The organism is Lentzea californiensis, assembly GCF_024648825.1.
Taxonomy (GTDB): domain Bacteria; phylum Actinomycetota; class Actinomycetes; order Mycobacteriales; family Pseudonocardiaceae; genus Lentzea; species Lentzea californiensis.
In genome coordinates this window covers 125,587-149,803 of sequence record NZ_JANBBE010000013.1, presented here as the reverse complement: position 1 = coordinate 149,803, position 24,217 = coordinate 125,587, and the positions used below count along the sequence as shown (strand labels likewise).

Genomic DNA, 24,217 nt, shown 5'->3' with positions numbered 1-24,217 from the left:
TCCCCGGCGCCTTATGCCTGCTTGGAGCTGGTCCAAGGCTCCCACCTTCAGGCAGATTTGGCGCGAAACGATAGAGCTTTCGCGGTCGCTGCCCCTACCGTCCGTCCATGCCCAAGAGATCGTCCAGCGTGGTGGGCCGCGAGTTCGGCAACGGCGTCCAAGCCGCCATCGAGAGCACCGGCCTGACCCAGCGCCAGCTCGCCGAGGAACTCGGCTGGCAAGAGGCCAAGTTGTCCGACATGCTCGCCGGCAAGGGCGGCGTCAACGAGTCCGAGGTGCGCGAACTTCTCGCCTACTGCCGCACACCGCTAGAGGAACGCGAACGGCTGATCGAGCTGTTCCGCGAGCAGGGGAACGTCTACCTGCAGGTTCCCGACGAGGGCGTGCCGGACCAGGTCCGCACGCTGATCAACCAGGAGAAGGAAGCCATCGAGATCATCGACTGGTCGATGATCCTCGTGCCGGGTCTGCTTCAGATCTACGAGTACATCGTGGCGGTCACAGCCAAAGCCCAGACGGTCTCGGAGGAGAACATCCCGAGGACCGTTGCGGCACGAGCTGCCCGAGCGGAGATTCTCGAATACACCCGGACGTTCACATTTTTCGTGCACGAGCAGGCGCTGTGGCTGCAGGTCGGCGGCGAAGAGGTGTGGCGTGAGCAGCTGGCCCACTTGCTGCGGTTGTCGGTGCGGAAGTACATCAGCATCCGGATCGTCCCGAGATCGGTCGGCATGCACGCAGGTACGTGCGGCGACTTCCGGTTGATGAAGTTCCCCAAGTATCCGCCGGTCGTCTACATCGAGAGCGTCCGCTGCTGCTTGTTCTTCGATGACAAGCAGACCGTCGACACCTACGAGAACATCCTGACGGACCTCGCTGCCGTCGCCCTGGATCAGGAACAATCCAGGGAGGTGATCAACAGCATCTTGGAGGGCCTCCAATGACCAACTGGCTCAAGAGCAGCTACAGCGGCGATGGCAACAACTGCGTCGAGGTCGGCCACGGCGTCGGCATCCGCGACAGCAAGGCGCCGGCCACGCACATCACCCTCTCCCCCGAAGCCTGGTCGGCGTTCCTGGAGGTCGTTCGGTCGCGGTGACGCGAAAACGCCGGCCACGCTGCTGCGTGACCGGCGTTCGTGCTGCTGCTGACGTGATCAGCCGACCTCGGCCATGACCTCGTCCGACACGTCGAAGTTCGCGAAGACGTTCTGCACGTCGTCGCAGTCCTCCAGAGCGTCGATCAGCTTGAAGATCTTCTTGGCGCCCTCGGCCTCGAGCTGCACCGACACCGACGGCATGAAGCTCGACTCGGCCGACTCGTAGTCGATGCCCGCTTCCTGCAGCGCCTTGCGCACCGGGATCAGGTCGCCGGCCTCGGACACGACCTCGAAGGCCTCGCCCAGGTCGTTGACCTCCTCGGCGCCGGCTTCCAGCACGGCCAGCATGACGTCGTCCTCGTTCGTGCCCGCCTTCGGCACGATCACGACGCCCTTGCGGCTGAACATGTACGACACCGAGCCGGGGTCGGCCATCGAACCGCCGTTGCGGGTCATGGCCGTGCGGACCTCGGTGGCGGCGCGGTTGCGGTTGTCCGTGAGGCACTCGATGAGCACCGCGACGCCGTTCGGGCCGTAGCCCTCGTACATGATCGTCTGCCAGTCGGCGCCGCCCGCTTCCTCGCCGCCGCCGCGCTTGCGTGCGCGCTCGATGTTGTCCAGCGGCACCGAGTTCTTGCGGGCCTTCTGGATCGCGTCGAACAGCGTCGGGTTGCCGTCGGGGTCGCCGCCGCCCGTGCGGGCCGCCACCTCGATGTTCTTGATCAGCCGCGCGAAGAGCTTGCCGCGCTTGGCGTCAATGGCGGCCTTCTTGTGCTTGGTGGTCGCCCACTTGGAGTGGCCGCTCATTTCTCCTCCGTCGAACCGCGAACCATGTCAACGAACAGTCGGTGAACACGCTCGTCACCCGTGAGCTCCGGGTGGAACGCCGTCGCCAGCACGTTGCCCTGCCTGACCGCGACGATCCTACCGGCGGCGTCTCCCGCCTCAGCCGTAACAGGCACCGTAGCGAGAACCTCGACGTCCCCGCTCACCGCCTCCACCCAAGGTGCTCGGATGAACACGGCGTGCACGGTCTCCCCGGCCAGGTCGAGGTCGGTCTCGAACGAGTCGGCCTGCCTGCCGAACGCGTTGCGCCGGACCGTGACGGCCAGGCCGCCGAGCTGTTCCTGGTCCTCCCGGCCGTCCAGCACGTTCTCGGCCAGCAGGATCATGCCCGCGCACGACCCGTAGGCGGGGAACCCGGCCTTGATCTTGGCGCGCAGCGGCTCCAGCAGCTCGAAGTTCACCAGGAGCTTGCTCATGGTCGTCGACTCGCCGCCGGGGATGACGATGCCGTCGAGCTCGTCCAGCTCCTCGGCGCGTCGGACCGGGCGTGCGGTGACATCGCACTTCGCGAGCGACACGAGGTGTTCCTGGACGTCGCCCTGGAGGGCTAGCACGCCGATGACGGGTGGGGCTGCAACCATGCTCACCAGCATATTCGAGGTCCACGACCCCGCTGCGCAGCCCTCCGGGCGACACCAGGTCAGTCGACGGAGACGAGCTCCGCCTGCTGCGCCTCACGCGACTTCACGAAGCGCCACCCGAGGAACAGGACCAGCGCGACCACCGGGATCGACCAGAACGCGATCTTCTCGGCGGTGCCGGCGAAGGCCATCTGCCCGATCACCAGCGCGAGGAACGCCAGCGTCCCGTACGAGGTGTAAGGCGCGCCGGGCATCCGGTAGGACGGCCGCGCGATCTCGCCCGCCAAGGCCTTCTTGCGCAGGCGCAGCTGACAGATGATCAACGTGGCCCAGGTCGAGACGACACCCAGCGACGCGACGGCGATCGCGATGTCGAAGGCCTCCTTCGGCACGGTGTAGTTGAGCACCACGCCGAACAGGTAGGCGACGCCGGTGAACAGGATGCCGCCGTACGGCACGTGCCGGGAGTTCATCCTGGCGGTGAGGGCCGGGGCCTCACCCTTCTGCGCCAGCGACCGCAGGATGCGACCGGTGGAGTACAGGCCTGAGTTGCACGAGGACAACGCGGCCGTCAGCACCACGGCGTTCATGATGTCGCCGACCACCGGGACGCCCAGCGCCGAGAACACGGTCACGAACGGCGACTCGGTGCCGGTGAAGTGGTCCCACGGCAACAACATCGTCAGCAGCAGCACCGAACCGACGTAGAAGATCGCGATGCGGTAGACCACGCCGTTGATGGCGCGCGGCATGATCTTCTCGGGGTCCTTGGTCTCGCCCGCGGCGATGCCGACGAGCTCGATGGCCGAGTAGGCGAAGACCACGGCCTGCAGCGTCATCAGCGCGATGCCGAAGCCCGCCGGGAACAGGCCGCCGTGGCCCAGGGTGTTCGAGACCGACGCCGTGGTGCCCCCGACGTCCGCGTTGCCGATGACCAGGCCGGTGCCCACGACTAGGAACACGACGATCGCGGTCACCTTGATGACGCTGAACCAGAACTCCAGCTCGCCGAAGAGCTTGACGGAGAGCATGTTGATCGCGACGAGCACGAACAGCGCCACCAGCGCGGTGATCCACTGCGGCAGGTCCGGGAACCACTTGTGCATGTAGATCGCGACGGCGGTGATCTCGGCGATGCCCGTCATGGCCCAGTTCAGCCAGTAGAGCCAGCCCGACGTGAAGCCGGCCCACGGGCCGATGAACTCGCGGGCGTACTCGACGAAGCTGCCGGACACGGGCCGGTGGAGCACGAGTTCACCCAGCGCGCGCATGACGAAGAACGCCGCGAGGCCGCACACCGCGTAAGACAGGATCAGCGACGGCCCCGCTGTGGCGAGGCGTCCGCCCGCACCCAGGAAAAGGCCGACGCCGATCGCGCCACCGATTGCGATCATCTGCACCTGACGCTTGCTCAACGCCTTGGTGTAGCCGTCCGCATCAGTTTCCACAGAACTCACGAGGAGGTTCCTTCCGAAACGGAAAAATGCTCGCGTCGGAACCTCCCGCGCCCCGACGCGCTGATTCGGGGAACCCTAGCGAGTGGCGGTCATCACCAAGAAATCAGTTGGGGAAGACTTAACGTAAGCGACGTCACAGAGCGCTGCGTTCAAGTCGTCCCAAATGTCCTCGAGGTGCTCGAGTCCCACGGAAATGCGCAGCAAATTGTCCGGAACGCCAGAAGCACGCAGTTCTTCGCCGGGTACCAGGCGGTGAGTCAAAGCCGAGGGGTGCTCGATAAGCGTGTCGACCGAACCCAATGAGACGGCCGGCGTGATGAGCTTCAGCCGCCGCACGACCTCGACGGGATCGCCGTGCACACCGAACGCGATCATCGCGCCGGTTCCGCGCATCTGCCGTGACCTGGACGGGTAGCGCACGAACTCCACGGCGTCGTGCTCGGCCAGCCGGGAGGCCAGGACGGCGGCCGAACGCGAAGCCGCTTCGACGCGCAACGGCAGGGTGGCCAGCCCGCGGTGCAGCAGGTAGCCGCCCAGGGGATGCAGGACGGCGCCCGTGATGATCCTGACCTGCCGCAACGCCGCCGCGAGCGACTCGGAGCAGGCCACGACGCCGCCGAGCACGTCACCGTGCCCGCCGAGGTACTTGGTGCCGGAGTGCAGCACGTAGGAGGCGCCGTGCAGCGCCGGGTTCTGCAGGATCGGCGTCGCGAAGGTGTTGTCGACCATGACCGGCACGGAGCCGGCCTGGCGCACGACGTGCTCGATGTCGACGAGGTCCAGGTTGGGGTTGGCCGGGGTCTCGACGACCACGAGCCCGGTGTCCGGCCGGATCGCGGAGGACACCAGGCCCGCTTCGACGTACGTGGTCGTGACGCCCAGGAGACCGGACGACAGCAGGTGATCGGTGCCGCCGTACAACGGCCGCACGGCTACGACGTGCGGTTTTCCCGCCATCACGCAGGCGGCCTGGACCACGGCGGTCACCGCGGCCATGCCGCTGCCGAACGCCACGGACGTCTCGGTGTGCTCGAGAGCCGCGAGCGCCTGCTCGAACCGGGCCACCGTCGGGTTGTGCAGCCGTGCGTAGACCGGCGAGGCGGCCCGCGCGGCCCCGGTGGCCCACTCACCCAGTGCTTCCCCGCCGAGCGCCTGGTCAGGGACGGGGTAGGTGGTGGACAGGTCGATGGGGGGAGCGTGCACGCCGAGCTCCGCGAGGTCGTCGCGGCCGCCGTGCACTGCGATGGTCTCGATGCGCGTCATGGCCCGAATGGTGGAGACTTCCTCGGCAGAGTGGGCGAAAGACCGCAGCTGATTCGGTGGAACGGAGAAGAGCCGTGCTGGATTCGATCGACGAGGCCATCGTGCGGGAGCTGCGGAAGGACGCGCGGCTGCAGAACAAGGACCTGGCCGAACGCGTCAACGTGGCGCAGTCCACGGCCGTCGTCCGGCACCGGGCGCTGCGGGAACGCGGCGTGATCACCGGCTACCACGCCGAGATCGACCCGAACGCGGTCGGGCAGCACGTCCAGGCGATGCTCGCGGTGAAGATCCGCCCGCACACCAAGGAGATCGTCGACCCGTTCATGGCTTATGTGCTGTCGCTGCCGGAAACGCTCGCACTATCACACGTGACAGGTCCAGAGGATTTCCTGGTGCACGTCGCGGTATCCGATGTCGGCCATCTGCAACGACTCGTGCTCGACAAGTTCACCAGCCGCAGAGAGGTGACAGAGGTTCATACAAACCTGCTTTTCTCGCACGTCAGGAAGCATTGATCGATTCCTCAGGCCACACCGACGAGCCTTAGTCCCGCAGTGGTCACCGCGGCCAGCACGATAACTGCGACGAACGGCAGTTTCCGCCACGCCGCGAGACCGCCGACCGCGACTCCGATGGCGAGCGCCCAGCCGCCGAACTGCTTGCCGCTCGTCAACGCCGAGACCGCCACCAGTGCCAGCAGCAACACCGTCGCGGACGCCGACATCAGTTCGCGGACTTTCTCGGGCAGGGTGACGCGGTCGCGCAACAACGGCCCGGCGAACCGGATCGCGAAGGTACCGGCGGCCAGGATCAGGACTGCGGTGACGGGCACGGCTCCTCCTCCTTCTTGGTGGTGCGGAACGCGAACAGCCCGGCCAGCGCGAGCAGCACCGGCACACCCGCGGGCAGGAACGGCGTCGTGGCGAGCGCGATCGCCGCGCCCACGAGCGCCGCGTTGCGCGTGGCCGCGTCCTTGAGCGCCGGCAGCGTGAGCGCCAGCAGTGCCGCCGGGAACGCCGCGTCGAGCCCGAACGTCATCGGGTCGCCGATCGCCTGCCCCACGAGCGCACCGATGAGCACGCCCGTGTTCCAACTGAAGAACAACGACACGCCGCACGCCCAGTAGGCCGCACGCGCTCTCGCGGGATCCTTCTGCGCCATCGCGAACGCCGTCGACTCGTCGATCAGCAGGTGGCTGCCGACGATCCGGGCGAGCGGGCTCTTGCCCAGCACGTCCCCGATCGCGAGCCCGAACGGCAGGTGCCGCGCGTTGAGCACGAGCCCGGCCAGCACCGCCGCGGCAGGGCTGCCACCAGCGGCGACAATGCCCACGGCCATGAACTGCGAGCCGCCCGCGAAGATCAGCAGCGACATCAGCACGGGTATCCACCACGGCAGGCCGGAGGCCACCGAGATCGCACCGAACGACGCACCGGTCACCGCGGCACCGAGTGCGACCGCGGCAACGTCACGCAGGAGCACAGCATCAAGAGTTCGCCAGATCGAACGCACCACCCATTAAGATGAACACCGGGGATCGGTGTTCGTCAAGACGAACGGATGGACTTCTGTGTCGAACGCACCACTCGACCTCATCGCGGCCAACCTCCGCCGTGAGCGCGACCGCACCGGCATGTCGCTCTCCGAGGTCGCCAAGAAGGCCGGCGTGGCGAAGTCAACTCTGTCCCAACTGGAGTCCGGCGCCGGAAACCCCAGCGTGGAAACCCTGTGGGCCCTCGGCGTGGCGCTGGGCGTCCCGTTCAGCCGGCTAGTAGAACCCGCCGTGCCGCGCGTGCAGGTGATCCGCGCGGGCGAGGGCCCGGTCATCCATTCCGAACGCGCGCACTACTCCGCGACGCTGCTGGCCGCCTGCCGTCCGGGCACCAAGCACGACATCTACTGGCTGGCCCTCGAACCCGGCGGCGCCCGCGAGTCGCTCCCGCACGTGCCGGGCAGCATCGAGCACATGATCGTGGCGACCGGCCGTTGCCTCGCGGGCCTCGCCGACGACCCCGTCGAGCTCGGGCCCGGTGACTACATCGTCTATCCCGGCGACCTCGCGCACATCTGCAAGGCGCTGGAGCCGGGCACGACCGCGATGATGGTCATGGAGCACACGGTCTAGGCCTCGGCCGAGGCCCCGCCCGAACCGATGGGCTACGCCCACACACCAGACCTGAGCGCCTCCGACTCAACTTTCCAAGGGCACGCGGGGACCCTACGTACCCCTGTAGGACACGCGGGGCCCCCGCGTGCCGAACGGAACCGGCGGCGGGCAAGAGTTTGGGGCAGGTGCTGTCGAGCGGATGCCACTCAGCCTGAAGAGGAGAACCACCCAGGTCGCACACGCGCTTGTCACACAGCGGTGCGATTCTTCCCACTCAACCGTATAGCAGACAGGGGGCCTTGCCACAAGACCCCGTGCATCGTTCACACTCATCGCCTCAGCCAGAACACAGGCGCACTGGGGAGCACGTGGGTTACGAAGAAGAACTGCAGTCCGAGCGTGAATACGTGGCCGACCTCTACGCGCGGCTCGACGGGGAACGCGCGCGCGTGAAGGCCGCGTACCTGTCTGCGCTGGGTGGCACCGGCGAGACCGCGATGGAGCGTGACAACGAGGTGCGCGCCCGGCACCGCGAGATGAAGCGCCTGAACGTGGCCGACTACGGCCTGTGCTTCGGCCGGCTGGACAGCGTCGACGGCGAGACCTCCTACATCGGGCGCATCGGGCTGTTCGACGAGGAGAACGAGTTCGAGCCGGCGTTGCTCGACTGGCGGGCACCGGCGGCGCGGCCGTTCTACACCGCGACCGGGGCCACGCCTGAGGGCATGCTCCGGCGCCGTCAGTTCCTCACGCGCCGCCGTGCCCTGGCCGGGTTCACCGACGAGGTGTTCGGCAAGCTCGGCGAGGAGCAGGGGGACGTGGCCCTGCTGGAGGCGTTGAACGCACCGCGCGGCGACGGCATGCGCGACATCGTCGCGACCATCCAGTCCGAACAGGACGCGATCATCCGGCTCGACCACCCCGGCGTGCTGGTGATCGAGGGCGGCCCCGGTACCGGCAAGACGGTCGTGGCGCTGCACCGGGTCGCGTACCTGATGTACACGCAACGAGAGCGCATGGAACGGCACGGCGTGCTCGTCGTCGGCCCGAACCCCGCGTTCCTCAACCACATCAGCCGCGTGCTGCCGTCGCTGGGCGAGTCGGACGTCGTGTTCTCGACCGCGGGCAGCCTGCTGCCGGGTCTGCTCGCGACCGCCGAGGACGCTCCGGACGTGGCGCGGATCAAGGGTTCGCGCGCGATGGTCGGCGTGCTGAAGGCGGCCATCGCCGCCCGGCAGCGCGTTCCAGAAGAGCCGATCCCGATCGGCATGAAGGACGTCGTGGTCGAGATAGGCGCGGACGTCGCCGAGTGGGCCCGGCAGGAGGCGCGCGACAGCGGCCTGCCGCACAACGAGGCCCGCGCGGTGTTCCGCGAGATCGTCACGTACGTCCTCACCGAGCGGGCGATCGGCCGCATCGGCAAGGGCTGGATGTCCCGGTCGGACAAGCAGGCCTGGGAGGACATGCGGTCCGGCCTGGTCAAGGACCTCGCCGACGACGAGAGCTTCGTCGCGGCGCTGGACTTCCTGTGGCCGATCATGACGCCGTTCGAGCTGCTGGGCGAGCTGTACTCGTCGGCGGAGGCGCTCGCGGCGGCGGGCGCGGACCCGTCGCTCCTGCGCGCCGAGGGCGAGCCGTGGACGGTCTCGGACGTGCCGTTGCTCGACGAGCTGCACGACCTGCTGGGCAAGGACGGCACCGAGCAGTCCGACGACCAGGCCGCGGCGGCGGAACGCCGGGCAGAGGCCCGGTACGCGGCCGAGGTGCTCGACAGCATGGTCGGCCGCTTCGACCACATGGACGACGAGGACCACCTCTTCGCCTCGGACATGTTGTTCGCCGAGGACCTGGCCGAGCGCTTCGAGGACCATGACCAGCGCACGCTCGCGGAACGCGCGCTGGCTGACCGCGCCTGGACCTACCGGCACGTGGTGGTGGACGAGGCGCAGGAACTGTCCGAAATGGACTGGCGGGTGCTGATGCGCCGCTGCCCCGGCCGTTCCTTCACGGTGGTGGGCGACCTGGCGCAGCGTCGCGCCGCGGCGGGCGCCACGTCGTGGGGCCAGATGCTCGACCCGTACGTGCCGGGCCGCTGGGAGTACCGGTCGCTGACGGTCAACTACCGCACGCCGGCGGAGATCATGGCCGTCGCGGCACGGGTGCTGGCCGAGTTCGCGCCAGACGTGAAGGCGCCGGACTCGGTGCGCGCCAACGGTGTCCAGCCGTGGTCGCGGCTGGTGACCGAGGACGAGCTGGCCGGAGCCATCGAGGAGTTCGCCAAGCAGGAGGCGGAGTTCGAGGGCACGAGCGTGGTGATCGGGCCGCCCGGCGTACCCGGCACGGTGCCCGCCTCGGAGACCAAGGGCCTGGAGTACGACTCGGTGCTGGTCGTTGCGCCGGAACGGATCCTGGCCGGTGGGCCGCGCGGTGCGGCGGAGCTCTACGTGGCGCTGACCCGTGCCACGCAACGGCTCGGCGTGCTGCACCACGAGGCGTTGCCGGCCGCCCTGTCCGGCCTGACGGAGACCGTGCGCACATGACCCGAAAGGCGGTCCGGGACTGATCCGGACCGCCCTAGGATGGGCGGAAGTCTGGGGGGACTGCTCGTGTCGGCCAGACGATCACATCCGCGTCCGAGCCGCACTGGGGGCATTCCATGACGACTCCGCCCATCCCTCCGCCCCACAGCCACCCGGCCCCCGCTGTTCCTGCGCCGAGGACCTCCCGCGTCGGCCTGGTGATCGTGGGCGTCCTCGGCGTCCTGTTGCTCACGATGCTGTCCGCCGTCTTCTTCCTGATCCCGGGAGACAGCACCCCGAGCACGGCGGTCGGCGACTGCGTGAAGCTGACGGGCGTGGAGACCGACTTGAAGTACGAGAAGGTCTCCTGCGACGGCAGGCTGCACAACTACACCGTGAGCAAGGTGCTCGGCCTTCTGGACGACCGGTGCGGCGACGACCCAGGCGCGTACGCGACCTACAACAACGACAAGGGCTTCAACGGCGAGCAGCTGTGCCTGATCCCGGTGTTCTTCGACGGTGAGTGCTACGACTTCATGCTCGCCTCGCACACCGCCGAGAACCCCGTGGTGGACTGCGGCGCGACCGGAGCGGTCAAGGTGCGGGTGCTCACGGACACCGCGGACGAGGCGGCGTGCGGCACGGACCCGGTGAAGGCGTTGGCCTACCGGGAAACGAAGACCACGTACTGCTTCGACCTGCCGTCGTAGGAACGGAGAAGGGCGCGCCCCACGCGGGGACGCGCCCTTCTCCGTTCGTTCCTGAGACTTACCAGCCGCGCTCGGCGAGGCGGTGCGGCTCCGGGATCTCGTCGACGTTGATGCCGACCATGGCCTCGCCCAGGCCGCGCGAGACCTTGGCGATGACGTCGGGGTCGTCGTGGAAGGTGGTGGCCTTCACGATGGCCTCGGCGCGCTGGGCCGGGTTGCCGGACTTGAAGATGCCGGAACCGACGAACACGCCCTCGGCGCCGAGCTGCATCATCATCGCGGCGTCGGCCGGGGTGGCGATGCCGCCCGCGGTGAACAGCACGACGGGGAGCTTGCCGTTCTGCGCGATCTCCTTGACCAGCTCGTACGGCGCCTGGAGCTCCTTGGCGGCGACGTAGAGCTCGTCCTCGGGGAGGTTCTGCAGGCGGCGGATCTCCTGGCGGATCTTGCGCATGTGCGTGGTGGCGTTCGAGACGTCGCCGGTGCCGGCCTCGCCCTTGGAGCGGATCATGGCCGCGCCCTCGGTGATGCGGCGCAGGGCCTCACCCAGGTTCGTCGCGCCGCAGACGAAGGGGACGGTGAACGCCCACTTGTCGATGTGGTTGGCGTAGTCGGCCGGGGTCAGCACCTCGGACTCGTCGATGTAGTCGACGCCGAGCGACGCGAGGACCTGGGCCTCGACGAAGTGGCCGATGCGGGCCTTCGCCATGACCGGGATCGAGACGGCGTTGATGATCCCGTCGATCAGGTCGGGGTCGCTCATGCGCGCGACGCCGCCCTGGGAGCGGATGTCGGCGGGCACGCGCTCGAGGGCCATGACGGCGACGGCGCCCGCGTCCTCCGCGATCTTCGCCTGGGTGGCGTCGACCACGTCCATGATGACGCCGCCCTTGAGCATCTCGGCCATGCCGCGCTTGACGCGGGCGGTACCCGTGACCTGATCAGTGCTCACCGGGGCAACCTTTCACGAGGGGAACTCTTGGTGAACTCACCGTACGTCCGCTGTGGCCCCCTCGCCCAAGCCACTGGAGCCCCGATCCAGAAGGCCACTTTGCGATCAACCGCAGGTCGTGAGCCCCGTCACTGGGGCAAATCCGTGAAACGTGTTCGCGAGCTGGCGGGCATCCGATCGGGCCTTCGGGGTTGTCCCGGGAGGTGAACGGGTGTGAGATCGAACACTACGACTTGACGGAGGTCGCCATGGGAAGCAAGCACTCCGACAACGGCACATCGGCAGGCGCGGTCGCTGTGGACGACCCGGCCAAGGTCCGCAACGTCGTGCTCGTGGGGCCCTCCGGGGCGGGCAAGACGACGCTCACCGAGGCCCTGCTCGCCGCCACCGGCGTCCTGACCCGCGCGGGATCGGTCACCGAGGGCACCACGGTCTGCGACCACGACCCGGCGGCCGTGCGACAACAACGGTCGGTAGGCCTCGCCGTGGCTCCGATCCAGCACGGGGACATCAAGATCAACCTGATCGACACCCCCGGATACGTCGACTTCGTGGGTGAGCTCAGGGCAGGACTTCGGGCCGCGGACGCGGCCCTTTTTGTTGTCAACGCTTTCGAAGGCGTCGACGCGGCCACCATCTCGCTGTGGGAGGAGTGCGCTCTCGTCGGCATGCCTCGCGCCGTCGTCATCACACGCACCGACCACCACCGTGCGAACTTCGTCAACGAGGTCATCGAGTGCCAGGCGGCGTTCGGCGCGGGCGTCGTGCCGTTGTACATGCAGGAGGGCGACGCACTCGTCGGGCTGCTGACGTCCGGTGAGGACTACCCGGACGAGCGCGCGGCGTTGATCGAGGGAATCATCGCCGAGAGCGAGGACGAGACCCTCATGGACCGCTACCTGGCGGGCGAGGAGATCGACCAGGACACGCTGATCGCCGATCTGGAGACCGCCGTCTCGCGCGGCTCGTTCCACCCCGTGATGCCCGTGTGCGCCGCGACCGGCATGGGCCTGGTGGAGCTGATGGACGGCATCGCGCGCGCGTTCCCGTCACCGCTGGAGCACGAGCTTCCGTCCGTGACATCGGTGGACGGCATCCCGCAGCCCCGCATGGCCGCCGACCCGGACGGGCCACTCGTCGCCGAGGTGGTCCGCACCGCAGTGGACTCCTACGTCGGCCGCGTGTCGTTGGTCCGTGTCTTCTCCGGCACTTTGCGCCCCGAACGCCCCGTGCACGTCTCCGGCCACGGCATGGCCGACCGAGGCCACGAGGACCACGACGCCGACGAGCGCGTGGCCCACATCTACTCACCGCTCGGCTCGTCCCTGCGCGAGGTCCCCTACTGCGTCGCCGGCGACCTGTGCGCGTTGACGAAGCTGACCACCGCCGAGACCGGCGACACCGTGTCCGCGCCCGAACAGCCGCTGCTCATGGCGCCGTGGAACATGCCGGAACCGTTGCTGCCCATCGCTGTCGTGCCGCGCACCCGCAGCGACGAGGACAACCTGGCCCGCAACATGAGCCGCCTGGTCGCCAGCGACCCGACCCTGCGCCTGGACCGCAACGCCGAGACGCACCAGATGGTCCTGTGGTGCATGGGCGAGGCACACGCCGACGTCGTGCTGGCGAGGCTGCGGGCCGGCGGCGCGGAGATCGACACCGAACCGGTGCGCGTCGCGTTCCGCGAAACCTTCGCCGGGCCCGCGAAAGGCCACGGCCGGCACGTCAAGCAATCTGGAGGTCATGGCCAGTACGCGGTGTGCGACATCGTGGTCGAACCGCTCCCCCGCGGCGCCGGCTTCGAGTTCGTGGACAAGATCGTCGGTGGCTCGGTCCCCCACCAGTTCATCCCCTCCGTCGAAAAGGGTGTGCGCGCACAGCTGGAGCGAGGCCTGCACGACGGCACCCCTGTCGTCGACGTGCGGGTGACGCTCGTGGACGGCAAGGCGCACTCCGTCGACTCGTCGGACGCGGCCTTCCAGACCGCCGGCGCGCTGGCGCTGAAGGAGGCCGCGTCCGCTGCCCGAACCCAGTTGCTGGAGCCCATGGACGAGGTCACGATCCGCTTGCCCGACGAACACCTCGGCACCGTGCTGGGCGACCTGTCCGGACGACGCGGACGGGTGCTCGGGACCGAGGCGGACGAGGGCGGCCGCACGGTGATCCGCGCCGAGGTGCCGTCGTCCGAGCTGCTGAGGTACGCGGTCGAGCTGCGGTCGCTGACGTCGGGGACCGGCACGTTCACCCGCCACTTCTCCCGCTACGACCCGCTGCCGGAGGCGCTGGCGGCGCGCGCCAGCAAGTAACGGCGAACGGCCCGTCGATCATCCATTGTGGATGGTCGACGGCCGTTCGAGCACGGTGGTAACACCCGTTTCGGAGGACGCGATATCGGCGGCATGTGCTGGTTCAGCCGCAAACCTCGCTCCAGATTTCCCTCCGACATGGCACAACGACTCGAGATGCTCGGCCGCTTCGAGTTCGACGTCCACAGCTCCGGCGTGGACTCCGCCGACATCTATCCGAACTGCCTGAAACCGTTCTGGCAGGACGCGCAGCAGGATCCTGCGGGGTTCGTCGCCGACCTGCGCGCGTTCGTCGAGAACGACGAATCGGGCTTCGTCATGTACGGAGCGAGCCGGCTCGTCCGCGAACTGGTCACCGACAAGGGGGTCCTGGACTCCGCGGACGCCCTGGCGCTGCTCGACGGCGCGATCGAGTTCAAGCGGATGCGCAACCTCCCCAGTGCCATGCTCACCGGCCACGAGTGGGGCCGGTGGCTGAACGTCCACGGCCCGGGCACGTGGCCGCACGGTCACCCTCCTGTGTAAGCGAAGGCCGCCCAGCACCAAGGGTGCTCGAACGGACGCGGCCCTTTGTCGCTCGGGGGCAGCGGAAGCGACGGCGCGACGGCGGCCAGTTCGCCGGCTCCCGCGTTCCTGAGCCAGTCCTGCGCCACGGCCAGCGCGACGGCCGGGTGCGCGCCGTCCCGCAGCACCTGGTGCAACCGTGCCATCAGGAATGCCGTCGCCCTGTCGTACACCGGCCACGACGCGGCGATCACCCCGGCGAAACCCAGCTGCAGCAACGCCGACGGCAAGCCGGTCACCTCGTTCGGCGCGTCGGCTCCGACGTTCTGCATGTCGCACGCGGAGATGATCGCGAGCCGGCGGGGCGCGAAGCGGAACCGCTCGCGCAGATCCCCGATGGTCACGTCGCCGTCGGTGAAACTGAGCGAGCTCAGGAAGATCTCCTGCGAGTTCACGCCGCCGTGGCACACGACGTGCCAGATGTCGTGCTGGTGTGCGGCGGGTTCGAACTCCGTCCAGGTCGCCTCGGTCAGCCGTGTGCACTGACCGGACCAGATCTCCGCCACGGCGGCGGTCTCGGCCGGGGCCAGCCTCAGCACGGCCTGTCCCGGCGCGTTCGGCACGTCGGCGACGAGCAGGCGGGCCGGGCGATCGGCCATCGTCGCGGCGCGGGCCCGGCACCAGTGCAGCGTGCGCGCGTTCGGCGCGTACCTGACCGCGGGAAAGTGCAGCGCACGACCGGCGGTCGCGTGCAGCGGCAGCAACGTCAGCGCGCCGACCGGGATCAGCGTGACGATCGAGCCGTGCGCGAAGAACGCCAGCAGGTCGCGCATCCCCTTGAGCCACAACCAGTCGAGGTACGCGGGGAGCTGGTCCTCCCGGGTCCTCAGGGCCACCGCCTGACCCCGAAGCCACTCCTCGACGGGGAACCTGCCCAGGTCCGGCAGCCACACGCACTGCGGGTCGTGGGTCGCGGCCACGATCAACGCGTACCCACCCGCCTCTGCGGACGCGACGTAGACCAGCGCCCCCTCCCCGGTCGCGCGGGTGATGTCCGCGTACTCGACCACGGGTTCCACCGGGTCCGCCCCGATGACGTCGGCGACCTCGCGGGCGACCGCCTGGAAACGCGCCCACTCCTGATGGCTGTCACCGCTTCCCACCGCGGCCAGTGATTCCTGGTAGCGGGCCAGCAGATCATCGCGGCCGACGTCCAGCAACGCCTGCGCCACGACGGGATCGTCCCGCTCGACGAGAGTGCTCAGTGCGACCGCGCGGCCCGTCTCCAGTGCCACGGCGGCGTCCCGGAACCGCCGCGCCTTCGCGAGCCAGTACCCGGCCTCCTCGGTGTGCTCGCGCACCGTGGCCAGCACCCGCGCCCGGGCGTCCGCCCGGTACCGGACCCTGACGAGCGCGGGCAGCAGCGAGACGACGTGGTGGTAGGCCTCCGCGGCCAGGTCCGTGTCGCCGGTGCCGAGCGCCCACCGCACCCACGCCGTCGCCAGCCGCATCTGTGCGGCGACCGGAGCGCTCTCCGCACTCCTCACCGCGGAACGCCAGGCGCGCGACCGCTTCTGCGCGCCGCCCCGGCCGGTCAGGGCCGCGAGGGCCGACTTCGCCTCCTGCGCGACCGCCTGCGCGCCAACCCGTCCGGCCAGGCGGAAAGCCTCCTCCAGCAACGGCACCGCTTCGTCCGCCGGGGTGCGCCGGTGCAGCGCCTTCTCCACGAGCAGGCCCGCGAGCACCGGGTCGGCCGCGGTGCTGCGTCCCGTCCCCAGCTCACGACCCGCCCGGCAGGCGGCGATCCCCGCGTCGAGCCCGCGCGGGTCGAGTCGCACGGCGAGCCAGCCGTTCAGAGCGTGCAGGTGTGGAAGCAACCCGAGCCGCGCTCCGTCGTGACGGCACAGGGCTTCCTCGATCTCCTTCGCCGCCAGGGAGAAATCGCCCGTGACGACGTGGGCACGAGCTCTGAGCAGGTGTGTCAGCGCCGAGGACGGGTCGAGCCTGTCCGCCGCGGCGACCAGCGGCGCCGGGTCGTCGTGGATCTCGGCGATGGCGAGCGCGGCACCGGCCAGGACACCCGCCGCGCTGACCGCGATCGAGGTCCCGTTGCACGCCGACGCCATGCGGGCCATGCCGTCGACCACGCCGGCCAGTTCCTCCAGGCGCTGCCCGCGTTTCGCTGCGGCGACGACCGCCGCGCCCGCCTCCAGCCGGTCACGGGCGGGGCCTGGCAGGTCACGGTCGTTCACGGGCGGGGGCACGTCTGCGGGAGGCAGCCACTCGGTCACCCGGGGCCGTGCCGATCCCCGTGACATGGCGCGCATCCGCATCGCCTGATCCCGGTCGTCGTCCAGCGAGCCGACCGAGAACTGGTGCTCTCGCAGGAAGTCGTGCCTGTCCGTCATGACGGCGGTGACGTCGTTCTCCCGCGGATGCCTGAGCGACCGTTCGTCGCAGAGGAACAGCAGACAGGCACCGACGAACGACCGCACCTCGGTCCTGGGGTGGTTGTTCTCCAGGTCGTCTTCGCCGATCTCCCGCACGTCTTCGTAGAAGGCCAGGATCTCCTCCGCCGCGTGGTCCAGCGCGTCGTGCCGCAGGGCGGAGGAGATGACCCTCCACCGGCCACGGCCCCGATGGGTCTCCAGCCGCGCCAGGTCCGCTCGCGCCTCGGCCGCCGCCCGGCGATCGTCGTGACGCAACGCTTCTTCGAACCGCCACACGCAGAGGTCCGCGGCGGCGTACTCGCGGACGGCCTCGTCGGCGGACGTGACGAGGGACCGCAACTCGTACCCATTTGCGTCGTGCGCCCAGGGTTCGGCGAACACGGGATCCACGGGATGACGGCAGTTGTCGCAGAGGTGCGGCCACGTGCGGGGAACCTCGTCCTCGGCGCGGTGGCATTCGTCCTGGTGGCACCGCCAGCCCACCACCTCAGCCCGGCGGGGCGCGGTGTAGCCGAACATCGTCGCCGGCGGTCTTCGAGCCATCAGGAGTCCGCTTTCTCCGGATCGGCCACCGGTGGCTCCGGCGGGGCGAGGTAGGTGACCGTCAGGAACTGGATGCTGCGCGCGCTGATGCTCACCGCGCCGACGTTGGCCAGCGCCTGCGCGGCCGAGTCGTCGCCCGCTTCGCGGTAGGTGATCTCGTCGCGCAGAGTCAGCTCGCGATCCCCGGACTCCTTGCCCACGCGGCTGTAGCTGTGCAGGCGGCCGCTCAGGTAGCCCCCGTCGTTCAGGTAGCACCCGACGTGGACCGGCACCGCCGCCGGGTGTTCCTCGAACAGCAGCCACCAGGCCGAGGCGTGGGGTTCCGTCGACGCCCTCTTGCGCGCCGACCGCCGCACGAACGCCTGGACCCGGCGTCCGGCCGCGAGGTATCCGGTGACGAGGGCGATCAGCAGCACGGCCGCCGCCCACCCCAGCACTCTGGCCGGATGGGCGGCCAGGTAGGCGGACGGCGTCAGCACGAGCTTGCCCACGTCGACGCCGCTGCCCGGGATCACCTCCCACAGCCCGCCCACCACGGCCAGGCCGAGGCCGTCCAGGAGCAGGCCGGTGAACAGGATCGTCAGCGCCTCCTGCAACGCGGTCTCCTCGGCCGCGGGCCGGTCGCGCGCCCGGCGGCGCTGGAAGACGAAACCTGGCACGAGCAGCAGGACGAAGATGATCAACCCGGTGAGCGTGGACGGCATCACGGCTCCCTCTGCGAGTGCACGACCCGATTGCCGGTTGCGATTTCCGGCACGAAGTTGCGAACCTGGGCCCCCGACCGCAGAGGAGAGTAGACCATGAATGAGCAAACCGCGGGCGACGATTTCGAATTCGCCGACGAGCTGCGCAGCCAGAAGAAGGTGGTCGACCAGCAGATTCCGCTCTCCGAAGGGCTTCCGGAGGCGTCGACGCCCACGAATCCGCCGAGACTCGGTGGCTTCCGGCCAAGTGAGCCGAACGAGTGAATCCGGCAGGGTCGCGCGCCGGAAGGTAACGCCTCACCGGTGTTCCCGATGGACTCTCACACACGGACACGAGAGTTTGTCAGGAAAGGCCAGGACGGCATGGGAGCCACATTCGGGATCACCTACTTCATCGGCATGCTCGTCTCGGCGGGCGTCGGCCGATCACGCGCCGGCATCGGCCAGCGGGGCCGGTTGTCCCTGCTCACGATCCTGATGAGCCTGCCGTGGTTTCTGCTCCAGATGGCCACGATGTTCGTGTGGCCGATCGTGCTCGGCATCTGGCTGGCCCGCGGCAAGCCGAAGTCGCCGTGGCGTGCGATGAACACCGGAGACGGCACCGTGATCATTCGACGCCGCGAGATCCGCAACACGTGAGAGCAGCGACTATAGGAATTCTTTGCCGGGTAGAAATACAACTGCGGTGGTGGGCGAAACAATATCCACCCACCACCGCAGAGGTGTTTTTCGGCGACCGCTAGGTGTTCTGCGGGAACCCCAGGTTCACGCCACCGTGCGACGGGTCGAGCCACCGCGAGGTGACCACCTTCGAGCGCGTGAAGAAATGCACGCCGTGCGGCCCGTACGCATGCGAGTCGCCGAACAGCGATTCCTTCCAGCCACCGAACGAGTAGTAGGCCACCGGCACGGGAATCGGCACGTTCACGCCGACCATGCCGACCTCGATCTCGCTCTGGAACCGGCGGGCCGCGCCACCGTCGTTGGTGAAGATCGCGGTGCCGTTGCCGTACCGGTTGCTGTTCACCACCTCGACGGCCTCCTCGTAGGTGCCGCAGCGGACGACCGAGAGGACCGGGCCGAAGATCTCGTCGGTGTAGATCGTCATGTCGGTGCCGACGTGGTCGAACAGCGTCGGGCCGAGCCAGAACCCGCCCTCGTCGCCGTCGATCGGGTGGTCTCGGCCGTCGACCGCGAGCACGGCGCCCTGGGAGACGCCGGCGTCCAGGTAGGACGTGACCTTGTCCCGATGGACGCCGGTGACCAGCGGTCCCATCTCGCAGGACGCGCCGGCGCCGACCTTCACCTCGGCGATCCGCGACTTGATCCTGTCGACCAGCGAGTCGCCCACCTCGCCGACGGCCACCACGACCGAGATCGCCATGCACCGTTCTCCGGCCGAGCCGAAGCCGGCGGAGACGGCGGCGTCCGCGGCCAGGTCGAGGTCGGCGTCGGGCAGGACGACCATGTGGTTCTTGGCGCCGCCGAGCGCCTGCACGCGCTTGCCGTGCGCGGTGCCGGTCTCGTAGATGTAGCGGGCGATCGGGGTGGAGCCGACGAACGAGATCGCCTTGACCGCCGGATGTTCCAGGAGCCTGTCGACGGCCACCTTGTCGCCGTGCACGACGTTCAGGACGCCGTCCGGGAGCCCGGCCTCGGCGAACATCTCGGCGATGAAGTTCGCCGCCGACGGGTCCTTTTCGGACGGTTTCAGCACCACGGTGTTGCCGCAAGCGATTGCGGTCGGCACGAACCACAGCGGGACCATCGCAGGGAAGTTGAACGGCGAGATCACGCCGACCACGCCGACGGGTTGCTGGATCGAGTAGACGTCGACGCGGGTCGACGCGTTCTCGCTGAACCCGCCCTTGAGCAGGGTCGGGATGCCGCACGCGTACTCGACCGACTCCAGCGCCCGCTGGATCTCGCCGCCCGCGTCGGACACGACCTTGCCGTGCTCCGCCGAGACGATCTCCGCGAGGTCGCCCTTGCGGTCGTTCAGCAGCTCGCGGAACTTGAACATCACCGTCGAGCGCTGTGCCAGGGACGCGTTGCGCCAGGACGCAAACGCTTCCGCGGCGGCGTCGACGGCGGCGTCCACTTCGGACACCGAGGCGTAGGCGACCTGCTGGGCCACCTTGCCGGTCGTCGGGTCGTAGACGTCGCCGAGGCGTTCCGGGGCGTCGTCCCAGGGCTTGCCGCCGATGCGGTGTTTGATCCACTTCTGGGCGTTGATCACGCGCGCTCCACCGCCTGAGCAAGAATCCCGAGAGCTTCTTCGAGTTCGTCCTCGGTCAGGGTCATCGGCGGAGCCAGGCGGATCACGTTGCCGTACAGGCCGCCCTTGCCGACGAGCAAGCCGCGCGCCTTCGCCTCGGCCAGGACGACACCGGCGGCACCGGCGTTCGGTTCGCCCTCGGGGCCGACGAACTCGACGCCGACCATCAGGCCCTTGCCTCGCACGTCACCGATGACCGGGTGCTTCTCGGCCAGTTCGCGCAGGCCGCCGAGCAGCCGCGAGCCGAGCTTGGCCGCGTTGGCCTGCAGGTCGTGGCTCAGCAGGTAGTCGACGGTGGCGAGCGCGCCGGCCGTGGAGACCGGGTTGCCGCCGAACGTGGAGATCGAGTTGGCGTTGATCGTGTCCATCAGGTCGCCGCGGGCCACGACGCCGCCTATCGCCAGGCCGTTGCCGAGGCCCTTGGCGAACGTCATCGCGTCCGGCACCACGTCGTGCGCCTGGATGCCCCAGAAGTGCTCGCCGGTGCGGCCCCAGCCGGTCTGCACCTCGTCGGAGATGAAGAGAATGCCGTACTCGTCGAGCACGTCCTTGAACGCGCGGAACAGACCGTCGGGCGGGGACGTGAAGCCGCCGACGCCCTGGATCGGCTCGGCGATCATGCACGCGACGTCGCCGGACGTCGTGGTCTCGATGATCTCGCGCAGGTCCTCGACGCAGGCCCTGATGTAGTCCTTGTCGTCCATCGCCCTGAACGGCGAGCGGTAGCGGTACCCGCCGTGCACCCAGCTGACCTTGATCGGCGACAGCGCGGACGCCGACCAGCCGCGGTTGCCCGTGATGGCGACCGTGGCGAACGCACGGCCGTGGTAGCTGTTGCGCAGCGCCAGGACCTGCTCGCTGCGGCGTGCCTGGGTGGCGAGCATCAACGCGGTCTCGTTGGCCTCGGTGCCCGAGTTGGTGAAGAACACCTTGGCGTCCGGGATGCCGCTCAGTTCCGCGATCTTCTCGGCCAGCTCGACCTGCGACTTGATCAGGTAGAGCGTGGAGCTGTGCAGGACGCCGGTGTCGAGCTGCGACCGGATCGCGTCGCTGATCTCCGCGACGTCGTAGCCGATGGCGTTGGTCAGGATGCCGGCGAAGAAGTCCAGGTAGGTCGTGCCCTCGCGGTCGGTCACCCGGCGCCCGCCGGCGCTCGCGATCTCGATGGGCTCGTCGTAGTAGAGGGCCAGCCACTTCGGCATGACCGCGCGGTGTCGTGCCAGCAGCTCCTTGTGGGCCATCTCGTCCTCCAGGGGTCTGACGCCTGCCTCGGAGTCTGCTGGCGCGCCGGGTGCGCCGCCATGCACAACCTGTACCCGGATCGGCTGGTTGGCATTACGTTGTGTCCATGTACCCGACGGTCGCCGAAGTCGTCGCTCTGCCGGTGATCCGGCAGGGAAAGCCGCGTCTGGTGGCGGGATCGGCCGGTCTCAGCCGTCGCGTGCGGTGGGTGCATGTGGCAGAGATCGCAGACATCGCGCCGCTGCTGCGCGGCGGTGAGCTGGTGCTCACGACCGGCGTGATGCTGCCCGAGTCCGGCCTCGCCCGGTACGTCGAGGAGCTGGCCGCCGTCGGGTGCGCGGGCCTGGTCGTCGAGCTGGGACGGCGGTGGCGCGACGACGTGCCGGGCGCGCTCGTCACCGCTGCGGAACGGCACGGGTTGCCGCTGGTCACGCTCACCGAGGAGACCAAGTACGTGGCCGTGACCGAGGCCGTCGTGGGGTTGATCGTGGACGCCCAGCTGGCCGAGCTGCGGGCCGCGGAGCAGGTGCACGAGACGTTCACGGCGCTGACGGTCGCGGGCGCCGAACCGTCCGAGGTGCTGCGCGAGGTGGCGCGGACGTCCGGGCTGGCGGTCGTGCTGGAGACGCTCGGCCACGACGTGCTCGCCTACGACGCCGCCGGGCACGACCCGGTGACGCTGCTGGACGACTGGGCGGCGCGCTCGCGGGCCGTCACGGTGACCGAGCGGACCGCCTACGACACCGAGTCGGGCTGGCTGATCACGATCGTCGGGGCGCGCGGCGCGGACTGGGGCCGGCTCGTGATGGTCTCGCCAGAGCCCCCGCCGCACCGGCACGTCGTGGTGGCCGAACGCGCCGCGTCCGCGTTGGCGGTGCATCGGCTCGTGGCGCGCGACCGGGAGTCGCTGGAACGGCAGACGCACCGGACGTTGCTGGCCCAGCTGCTCGGTCAGGCACCGCAGTCACCGGACCTGGGCGCGCGGGCGGCAGCGCTGGGGGTGCCACTGGAACGGCGGCAGCTGATCGGCGTCGCGGTCCGGCCGGTGTCGATGCTGCAGGGGCAGACGCTCGCCGCTCAGGAGGTGCTGCGCGATCTCGCGGAAGCGACGGCGCTGGCGGCCCGCCGGGTCACCGTCGCGGCGCTGGTCGGCGTCGTGGACGACACCTCGGTGCGCGCGCTGCTGTCGGTGCCGATGACCGTCGGCGTGGAAGGCGTTCTGCGCAAGGTAGCCCGCGAGGTCCACCGGACGGCGGCGTTCTCCGTGGTCATCGCCGTCGGCACGACCGTGACGTCCACATCGGACGTTCGCCGCTCTCTGGGTGAGGCCGCGCACGTGGCCGGGGCCGCGTTGCGGGCACCGGGATCCCAGCTCTACCACCGGCTCGACGACGTGCGGCTGCGCGGGCTCCTGCACCTGCTGCGCGAGGACGAACGGGTGCGGGCGTTCGCGGACCGCGAGCTCGGGCCGTTGCTGGCACGGGACTCGGCCCAGGGCTCCCGGCTGGTGGAGCTGCTGCGGTGCCTGTGCGAGAACGGCGGCAACAAGTCGGCGGCCGCGGCGGCGGCCCACCTGTCCCGGACGGCGTACTACCAGCAGCTGGGCCGGATCGAGCAGGTTCTCGGCGTCTCGCTGGAGGACCCGGAGTCCGTCCTGTCCCTGTACGTCGCCCTGCTGGTGCACGAAATGGGCCCGTGAGCGCGCACGGGCCCATTTTCGACGTGTGAACTCAGCCGTTGATCGTCGGGAAGGTGCCCGAGAGGACGGCCGGGCTCTGCACGACGTTGTCGGTCGTCAGACCGGACAGCGACGGCGACGGCAGGTTGCCGACGTTCGCGGTGCCCGGCAGCTCGCGCGGGTCCGGCAGCCCGGCGACCTCGCCGACCTGGGCCGCGATGGGCTGGGGAAGCGAGCGCTCCTGCGCGACGGCCGGCACGGCGGGAAGTGCGGGAACCGGCAGGTCGGAGGCCACGGGCGCGCCGACGTTCGGCAGCTGGACCGCGCTGGCGGCGTCGAGCGGGTTGGCGAGCTGGGTGACGCCGGAGACCAGCTTGTCCGCGCCGACCTCGGGAAGAGCGGAGCCCAGCTGCGGCAGCTCGGCGGCGCTGGCGGAACCCGCGAGAAGCGGGGCGGCGCTGGCGGCGAGCAGGGCGGCGGCACGGAACAGTCCGGAACGAGACACAGTTTTCCTCAATCTGGTTTTGGGGACCGATCTTCAATTTCATCGGCGCGTTCGGTTCGCGAATTAACCCGCTCGATCGGGTGTTCAGGGCTTGAACCTCCCGCCACGGGAGGTCCTACGGTCCTGGCGTGACCCGTTGGAGCATCGGTGACCTGGCCAAAGCGAGCGTCCGCACCCTGCACCACCACGACGAAACCTGCCTGGTGGCCGCTTCCGAGCGCACGCCCTCCGGTCACCGCCAGTACACATCGGACGGCATCCGACACCTCTATCAGGTGAGATCGCTGCGTCACTTCGTTCTACCGCTGGAGGAGGTGCGGCCGGCACTGTCCCGTTCGGACTCCCTGCGACCGCCCTTCGAGACCCAGCCGGCTTCTTTGACCGTGCGGCAACTGCGGCAGCACATGGCCGACGACGGTCTGGTGGAGTACGTAACTCGGGCGCGCGCCGCGCGGTAGTTCGGTAGAAGTGGG

General features: G+C 69.3%; 24 protein-coding genes. 12 read left to right on the top strand and 12 right to left on the bottom strand.

Annotation, left to right across the window (positions count from 1 at the left end; genetic code table 11):
• Window positions 1–107 precede the first annotated feature (107 nt).
• Both LX88_RS35515 and LX88_RS35510 read left to right on the top strand, forming a co-directional pair.
• Complete coding sequence (locus LX88_RS35515) at window positions 108–944, top strand: helix-turn-helix domain-containing protein (RefSeq protein WP_258952151.1); 837 nt, start codon at window positions 108–110, stop codon at window positions 942–944.
• A complete protein-coding gene (locus LX88_RS35510) occupies window positions 941–1,099 on the top strand; it encodes a DUF397 domain-containing protein (protein WP_258952150.1) in 159 nt (52 codons plus the stop codon). Before LX88_RS35515 ends, LX88_RS35510 begins: the two co-directional genes overlap by 4 nt.
• Window positions 1,100–1,156: 57 nt before the next feature.
• On the opposite strand, the gene LX88_RS35505 is transcribed toward LX88_RS35510, so the two are convergent.
• The 4 genes from LX88_RS35505 to LX88_RS35490 all read right to left on the bottom strand — a co-directional run bounded on the left by LX88_RS35505 (window position 1,157) and on the right by LX88_RS35490 (window position 5,246).
• A complete protein-coding gene (locus LX88_RS35505; protein WP_090012872.1) occupies window positions 1,157–1,906 on the bottom strand; it encodes a YebC/PmpR family DNA-binding transcriptional regulator in 750 nt (249 codons plus the stop codon).
• Window positions 1,903–2,526, bottom strand: coding sequence for a pyridoxal 5'-phosphate synthase glutaminase subunit PdxT (gene pdxT / locus LX88_RS35500; protein ID WP_258952149.1), 624 nt, complete (start codon window positions 2,524–2,526; stop codon window positions 1,903–1,905). Before pdxT ends, LX88_RS35505 begins: the two co-directional genes overlap by 4 nt.
• Before the next feature lie 59 nt (window positions 2,527–2,585).
• Window positions 2,586–3,920, bottom strand: a complete 1,335-nt coding sequence (locus LX88_RS35495; protein WP_258952246.1) for an amino acid permease — start codon at window positions 3,918–3,920, stop codon at window positions 2,586–2,588.
• A gap of 138 nt (window positions 3,921–4,058) precedes the next feature.
• Window positions 4,059–5,246: a trans-sulfuration enzyme family protein gene (locus LX88_RS35490; RefSeq protein WP_258952148.1), complete on the bottom strand. Its 1,188-nt coding sequence runs from the start codon at window positions 5,244–5,246 to the stop codon at window positions 4,059–4,061.
• Between the two features lie 74 nt (window positions 5,247–5,320).
• On the opposite strand from LX88_RS35490, the gene LX88_RS35485 reads away from it, so the two are divergent.
• Window positions 5,321–5,761, top strand: coding sequence for an Lrp/AsnC family transcriptional regulator (locus LX88_RS35485; RefSeq protein ID WP_090066988.1), 441 nt, complete (start codon window positions 5,321–5,323; stop codon window positions 5,759–5,761).
• Window positions 5,762–5,769: 8 nt separating this feature from the next.
• On the opposite strand, the gene LX88_RS35480 is transcribed toward LX88_RS35485, so the two are convergent.
• Together LX88_RS35480 and LX88_RS35475 are read right to left on the bottom strand one after the other, a co-directional pair.
• On the bottom strand, window positions 5,770–6,078 hold the full coding sequence (locus LX88_RS35480; RefSeq protein ID WP_258952147.1) for an AzlD domain-containing protein: 309 nt from the start codon (window positions 6,076–6,078) through the stop codon (window positions 5,770–5,772).
• The gene (locus LX88_RS35475) at window positions 6,057–6,758 is read right to left on the bottom strand and encodes an AzlC family ABC transporter permease (protein WP_258952146.1); all 702 of its coding nucleotides are present in this window, start codon (window positions 6,756–6,758) and stop codon (window positions 6,057–6,059) included. Before LX88_RS35475 ends, LX88_RS35480 begins: the two co-directional genes overlap by 22 nt.
• Window positions 6,759–6,816: 58 nt before the next feature.
• Here LX88_RS35475 and LX88_RS35470 point away from each other — a divergent pair, with 58 nt between their 5' ends.
• The 3 genes from LX88_RS35470 (at window position 6,817) to LX88_RS35460 (ending at window position 10,582) form a co-directional block, all read left to right on the top strand.
• Complete coding sequence (locus LX88_RS35470) at window positions 6,817–7,371, top strand: helix-turn-helix domain-containing protein (RefSeq protein ID WP_258952145.1); 555 nt, start codon at window positions 6,817–6,819, stop codon at window positions 7,369–7,371.
• A 350-nt stretch (window positions 7,372–7,721) separates the two neighbouring features.
• Window positions 7,722–9,893: an RNA polymerase recycling motor ATPase HelR gene (helR, locus tag LX88_RS35465; protein ID WP_258952144.1), complete on the top strand. Its 2,172-nt coding sequence runs from the start codon at window positions 7,722–7,724 to the stop codon at window positions 9,891–9,893.
• 116 nt (window positions 9,894–10,009) lie between these two features.
• Entirely contained in the window at window positions 10,010–10,582 is a 573-nt protein-coding gene (locus tag LX88_RS35460; protein WP_258952143.1) for an LppU/SCO3897 family protein, read from the top strand.
• A gap of 58 nt (window positions 10,583–10,640) precedes the next feature.
• Here LX88_RS35460 and pdxS read toward each other — a convergent pair whose 3' ends face one another.
• Window positions 10,641–11,534: a pyridoxal 5'-phosphate synthase lyase subunit PdxS gene (pdxS, locus tag LX88_RS35455; protein ID WP_090066984.1), complete on the bottom strand. Its 894-nt coding sequence runs from the start codon at window positions 11,532–11,534 to the stop codon at window positions 10,641–10,643.
• 248 nt (window positions 11,535–11,782) lie between these two features.
• Here pdxS and LX88_RS35450 point away from each other — a divergent pair, with 248 nt between their 5' ends.
• Window positions 11,783–13,840 (top strand): elongation factor G-like protein EF-G2, encoded by a 2,058-nt coding sequence (locus LX88_RS35450; RefSeq protein ID WP_258952142.1) that lies wholly within the window; start codon window positions 11,783–11,785, stop codon window positions 13,838–13,840.
• Between the two features lie 138 nt (window positions 13,841–13,978).
• Complete coding sequence (locus LX88_RS35445) at window positions 13,979–14,365, top strand: hypothetical protein (protein ID WP_258952141.1); 387 nt, start codon at window positions 13,979–13,981, stop codon at window positions 14,363–14,365.
• On the opposite strand, the gene LX88_RS35440 is transcribed toward LX88_RS35445, so the two are convergent.
• Window positions 14,350–17,337 (bottom strand): CHAT domain-containing protein, encoded by a 2,988-nt coding sequence (locus tag LX88_RS35440; RefSeq protein ID WP_258952140.1) that lies wholly within the window; start codon window positions 17,335–17,337, stop codon window positions 14,350–14,352. The genes LX88_RS35445 and LX88_RS35440 overlap by 16 nt on opposite strands.
• Window positions 17,337–18,041 (bottom strand): DUF6338 family protein, encoded by a 705-nt coding sequence (locus LX88_RS35435; protein WP_258952139.1) that lies wholly within the window; start codon window positions 18,039–18,041, stop codon window positions 17,337–17,339. The genes LX88_RS35440 and LX88_RS35435 overlap by 1 nt, the downstream gene beginning before the upstream one ends.
• A 96-nt stretch (window positions 18,042–18,137) precedes the next feature.
• Here LX88_RS35435 and LX88_RS35430 point away from each other — a divergent pair, with 96 nt between their 5' ends.
• Window positions 18,138–18,305, top strand: coding sequence for a hypothetical protein (locus tag LX88_RS35430; RefSeq protein ID WP_258952138.1), 168 nt, complete (start codon window positions 18,138–18,140; stop codon window positions 18,303–18,305).
• Between the two features lie 99 nt (window positions 18,306–18,404).
• Window positions 18,405–18,680, top strand: coding sequence for a hypothetical protein (locus LX88_RS35425; protein WP_258952137.1), 276 nt, complete (start codon window positions 18,405–18,407; stop codon window positions 18,678–18,680).
• Window positions 18,681–18,780: 100 nt separating this feature from the next.
• On the opposite strand, the gene LX88_RS35420 is transcribed toward LX88_RS35425, so the two are convergent.
• Together LX88_RS35420 and LX88_RS35415 are read right to left on the bottom strand one after the other, a co-directional pair.
• A complete protein-coding gene (locus LX88_RS35420) occupies window positions 18,781–20,280 on the bottom strand; it encodes a CoA-acylating methylmalonate-semialdehyde dehydrogenase (RefSeq protein WP_372511484.1) in 1,500 nt (499 codons plus the stop codon).
• Entirely contained in the window at window positions 20,277–21,560 is a 1,284-nt protein-coding gene (locus tag LX88_RS35415) for an aspartate aminotransferase family protein (protein WP_258952136.1), read from the bottom strand. Before LX88_RS35415 ends, LX88_RS35420 begins: the two co-directional genes overlap by 4 nt.
• A 107-nt stretch (window positions 21,561–21,667) precedes the next feature.
• On the opposite strand from LX88_RS35415, the gene LX88_RS35410 reads away from it, so the two are divergent.
• Window positions 21,668–23,260, top strand: coding sequence for a PucR family transcriptional regulator (locus tag LX88_RS35410; RefSeq protein WP_258952135.1), 1,593 nt, complete (start codon window positions 21,668–21,670; stop codon window positions 23,258–23,260).
• A 31-nt stretch (window positions 23,261–23,291) separates the two neighbouring features.
• On the opposite strand, the gene LX88_RS35405 is transcribed toward LX88_RS35410, so the two are convergent.
• Window positions 23,292–23,744 (bottom strand): hypothetical protein, encoded by a 453-nt coding sequence (locus tag LX88_RS35405; RefSeq protein ID WP_258952134.1) that lies wholly within the window; start codon window positions 23,742–23,744, stop codon window positions 23,292–23,294.
• 128 nt (window positions 23,745–23,872) lie between these two features.
• Between LX88_RS35405 and LX88_RS35400 the strand changes: the two genes are divergently transcribed.
• A complete protein-coding gene (locus LX88_RS35400; RefSeq protein ID WP_258952133.1) occupies window positions 23,873–24,202 on the top strand; it encodes a MerR family transcriptional regulator in 330 nt (109 codons plus the stop codon).
• Window positions 24,203–24,217 lie beyond the last annotated feature (15 nt).

Excerpts from the sequence above, each read along its gene's own strand:
- LX88_RS35460 (WP_258952143.1), top strand. The coding sequence starts at position 10,010 with ATGACGACTCCGCCCATCCCTCCGCCCCACAGCCACCCGGCCCCCGCT.
- LX88_RS35430 (WP_258952138.1), top strand. The coding sequence starts at position 18,138 with ATGAATGAGCAAACCGCGGGCGACGATTTCGAATTCGCCGACGAGCTG.
- pdxT (WP_258952149.1), bottom strand. The coding sequence starts at position 2,526 with ATGGTTGCAGCCCCACCCGTCATCGGCGTGCTAGCCCTCCAGGGCGAC.
- LX88_RS35415 (WP_258952136.1), bottom strand. The coding sequence starts at position 21,560 with ATGGCCCACAAGGAGCTGCTGGCACGACACCGCGCGGTCATGCCGAAG.
- LX88_RS35435 (WP_258952139.1), bottom strand. The coding sequence starts at position 18,041 with ATGCCGTCCACGCTCACCGGGTTGATCATCTTCGTCCTGCTGCTCGTG.
- LX88_RS35440 (WP_258952140.1), bottom strand. The coding sequence starts at position 17,337 with ATGGCTCGAAGACCGCCGGCGACGATGTTCGGCTACACCGCGCCCCGC.
- LX88_RS35445 (WP_258952141.1), top strand. The coding sequence starts at position 13,979 with ATGGCACAACGACTCGAGATGCTCGGCCGCTTCGAGTTCGACGTCCAC.
- LX88_RS35505 (WP_090012872.1), bottom strand. The coding sequence starts at position 1,906 with ATGAGCGGCCACTCCAAGTGGGCGACCACCAAGCACAAGAAGGCCGCC.
- LX88_RS35515 (WP_258952151.1), top strand. The coding sequence starts at position 108 with ATGCCCAAGAGATCGTCCAGCGTGGTGGGCCGCGAGTTCGGCAACGGC.
- LX88_RS35495 (WP_258952246.1), bottom strand. The coding sequence starts at position 3,920 with ATGATCGCAATCGGTGGCGCGATCGGCGTCGGCCTTTTCCTGGGTGCG.
- LX88_RS35450 (WP_258952142.1), top strand. The coding sequence starts at position 11,783 with ATGGGAAGCAAGCACTCCGACAACGGCACATCGGCAGGCGCGGTCGCT.
- LX88_RS35510 (WP_258952150.1), top strand. The coding sequence starts at position 941 with ATGACCAACTGGCTCAAGAGCAGCTACAGCGGCGATGGCAACAACTGC.
- LX88_RS35410 (WP_258952135.1), top strand. The coding sequence starts at position 21,668 with ATGTACCCGACGGTCGCCGAAGTCGTCGCTCTGCCGGTGATCCGGCAG.
- LX88_RS35490 (WP_258952148.1), bottom strand. The coding sequence starts at position 5,246 with ATGACGCGCATCGAGACCATCGCAGTGCACGGCGGCCGCGACGACCTC.
- LX88_RS35425 (WP_258952137.1), top strand. The coding sequence starts at position 18,405 with ATGGGAGCCACATTCGGGATCACCTACTTCATCGGCATGCTCGTCTCG.